This window comes from Ornithinibacter sp., from assembly GCF_035443565.1.
Taxonomy (GTDB): domain Bacteria; phylum Actinomycetota; class Actinomycetes; order Actinomycetales; family Dermatophilaceae; genus Fodinibacter.
On sequence record NZ_DAORSO010000197.1, the window covers coordinates 1 to 3,337 of the forward strand.

General features: G+C 74.3%; 4 protein-coding genes. All 4 read right to left on the minus strand.

Translation table 11 applies throughout. The features are described from left to right. Nucleotides 1-725, minus strand: a 725-nt coding sequence (locus PLL68_RS13200) for an enoyl-CoA hydratase-related protein (protein ID WP_324534816.1), incomplete at its 3' end; no start/stop codon positions are given. 22 nt (nucleotides 726-747) lie between these two features. Then, entirely contained in the window at nucleotides 748-1,881 is a 1,134-nt protein-coding gene (locus PLL68_RS13205) for a CaiB/BaiF CoA transferase family protein (protein WP_324534818.1), read from the minus strand. After that, complete coding sequence (folP, locus tag PLL68_RS13210; protein ID WP_324534820.1) at nucleotides 1,878-2,819, minus strand: dihydropteroate synthase; 942 nt, start codon at nucleotides 2,817-2,819, stop codon at nucleotides 1,878-1,880. Before folP ends, PLL68_RS13205 begins: the two co-directional genes overlap by 4 nt. Beyond that, the coding region (locus PLL68_RS13215) for an LLM class flavin-dependent oxidoreductase (protein WP_324534822.1) at nucleotides 2,816-3,337 on the minus strand (522 nt) is incomplete at its 5' end. The genes PLL68_RS13215 and folP, both read right to left, overlap by 4 nt.

Sequence of the window (3,337 nt, forward strand, 5' to 3'; positions counted from 1 at the left end):
CCCTCGCGGTAGTCGGCGGTGTGGGACAGCGCCGTCTGGCCGACCTCCTCGCGCGCCAGGGCGCCCTCGACGTCGACGGATGCCGCGTTGACCGCCAGCTTGACCTCCGCCAGCGCGGTGGTCGCCCCCACGGAGAACGCCGAGAGCAGCTCGTCACACCGGGCCGAGAACGACTCGGCGGGAACGCATTCCGCGACCAGACCCCACTCGGCGGCCGCCACCGCGGGCAGCTTCTCGCCCGTCATGGCCAGCCGCATGGCCCGCGCCCGCCCGATCGACGCCGCGACGAGCGCCGTTGCCCCACCGTCGGGCATGAGCCCGATCCGGGTGAAGGCCAGGACGAAGGATGCCGCGTCACTCGCCACGACGTAGTCGCACGCGAGCGCCATCGGCACCCCGATGCCCGCGGCCACCCCGTTGACGAGGGCGACGACCGGCGTGCGCGAGGCGAGGAGAGTGCGCACGAGCTCGGCGCCGGCATCCAACACCCCCATGTTCGCCCCGTCGGCCGACAGCGGAGCACCCGAGCAGAACCCACGCCCGGCGCCCGTGAGCGCGATGACGCGAACCGCAGGGTCGGCATCGAAGGCGCGCACGGCATCCGAGACCGCCGCGCACATCTGCGGGTCGACGGCGTTGAGGCGCTCGGGAGCGTTGAGGGTGATCCGGCCGATGGCGCCGGTGGTCTCGACGAGGACGGTGCTGACGCTCTGCGAGGGGCTCATGCCGCCATCCAACCCCACGGGGTCAGGCCTGCACCACGGCCCCGGACGTGATGAGCGCCTCCACCTCGTCGGCACCGAAGCCGTGGGCGAGCAGGTAGGCGCGAGTGTCTGCGCCCGGCACGGGCTCGGGGCCCGGGTCACGCAGCGGGGTGTCCGAGAGCCGCGGGGTGGGCCGAGGCACGGGGTGGCCGTTCACGTCAGCGACGAAGGAGCCACGACCGACGGCGTGCGGGTGCGTCGGGGCCTCGCGCAGGGACAGCACCGGAGCGACGCAGGCGTCGGTGCCCTCGAAGTGCTCCGCCCACTCGTCGCGCGAGCGGGTGCGGAAGGCCGCGGCGAAGGCCGACCGCTGCTCCTCCCAGGTGTCCGGGTCGTACTGCTCACCCGGCACGTCGACGCCGAGCCCGGTCACGAGCTCGGCCCAGAACTCGGGCTCGAGCGCACCGACCGCGACGAACTTCCCGTCGGCGCACTCGTACACGGCGTAGAACGGCGCCCCACCGTCGAGGAGGTTGGCCTCGCGCTGGTCGCGCCAGGCACCTGCCCCGAGGAGTCCGTGGACCATGGTCAGCAGGTGCGCAGCGCCGTCGACCATGGCGGCGTCGACGACCTGGCCGCGACCGGTCGTGCCGCGGGCGATCAGGGCGGCGAGCACCCCGACGACGAGGTACATCGACCCGCCGGCGAAGTCACCGATGACGGGCACGGGGGTGACCGGGCGAGCCGCCGGGCCGAGCGCGTGCAGCGTCCCCGACACCGCGGCGTACGTGATGTCGTGCCCGGCGCGCTGCGCCCACGGCCCGGTCTGCCCCCAGCCGGTCATCCGCGCGTGGACCAGGCGCGGGTTGCGGGCCAGGCACTCGTCGGGCCCGAGCCCCAGCCGCTCCGCCACACCGGGCCGGAAGCCCTCGACGAGCACGTCGGCCCCGTCGACGAGTCGCTTGACGACGTCACCGCCGGCCGGGGACTTGAGGTCCACCGCGATGCTCGGCCGCGACCGCCGCAGCCCCGCGGCCAGGGCGAGCGGGTTGCGCTCACCCGGGCGGTCGATCCGCACGACGTCGGCGCCCAGTTCGGCCAGCATGAGACCCGCGAACGGGGTCGGGCCGATGCCTCCGAGCTCGATGACCCGGATGCCGTCCAGCGGCCCCGTCACGCGGGCACGCCGCGCACGTTGACGGCGGCGGGTCGATCGCCACGGATCGACGCGACCATGTCGACGACCCGGCGGGTGGCCCGCACGTCGTGGGCCCGGAACACCGTCGCGCCGAGCCAGGCGGCCACCGCGGTCGCGGCCAGGGTGCCCTCGAGCCGGTCATCAGCCGGCAGGTCGAGCGTCTCACCGACGAAGTCCTTGCGCGAGAGCGCCTGCAGCACGGGGAAACCCAGCGCCACGACGGCCTCGGTGTGCCGCAGCAGCGTCAGCGAGTGCGCGGTCGTCTTGCCGAAGTCGAGCGTGGGGTCGACGAGCACGCGCTCGGCGGGCACCCCGGCATCCACCGCCCGCGCGGCGCCGTCGCGCAGCGTCCGCAGGGCATCGGCGACGACACCGAGCGGCTCTGGAGGGTAGGTGACGCCGACCGGATCGGTGCGCGGCGGCAGCCCGCCGGTGTGCGACACGACGTAGCCGGCACCGATCTGGGCCGCGACGTGCACGAGGTCGCGGTCGTGGCCCGCCCAGGTGTCGTTGACGAGGTCGATGCCGGCCTCCTGCGCCGCCTCGCGCGCGACCTCGGCGCGCCAGGTGTCGAGGCTGAGGACGAGGTCCGGATGCCGGTCGCGCGCCTTCGCGAGGAACGGCACCACCCGCTCGACCTCCTCGCGGGCGGTCACCACCGGCCCTTCCTGCCCGGCCCGGACCCCACCGACGTCGACGATGTCGGCTCCCCGGGCCACGGCCTCGTCGAGGGCGTCCAGCGCCGAGTCGAGATCGGCGTGCCGGCTGCCCGACCAGAAGGAGTCGGGAGTGCGGTTGACGATGGCCATCACGGCCGGGTGACCCGCGTCGAAGGTGCGGCCGCGCAGCCGCAGCACAGCCGGTGCAGCCGGCACCCGTGCGGGGACGTGCCCACTCACCGCGATGTCGTCGCTCACCGGGCTGCCGGCACCAGTTCGCGCACCCCGGGCAGCACCTGCTCGGCGAAGGTGGAGAGGAACCGCTCCTGGTCGTGCCCGGGCCCGTGGACGACGAGGTGGTTGAAGCCGAGGTCGGTGTACATCCGCAGCGCCTCGACGACGTCCTCCGGGCGGGAGGCGACGACCCAGCGCTTGGCGACCTGCTCGATGGGCAGCTCGTCGGCGGCCCGCTCCATCTCGGCGGGGCTGTGGATCGAGTGCTTCTGCTCAGCGCTGAGTGACAGCGGCGCCCAGAACCGCGTGTTCGCGAGTGCCTGCTCGGGGTCGGGGTCCCAGCTGACCTTGATCTCGATCATCCGGTCGATGTCATCGAGGTCGCGCCCGGCCTTGCCCAGCCCCTCGTCGACGGCCGGCACGAGCTGGTCGGCGTAGAGCTCGCGCCCCTTGCCCGAGGTGCAGATGAACCCCTGCGCGACCCGCCCCGCGTACCGGGCGACCATCGGCCCCCCGGCGGCGACGTACACCGGGACCGGAGC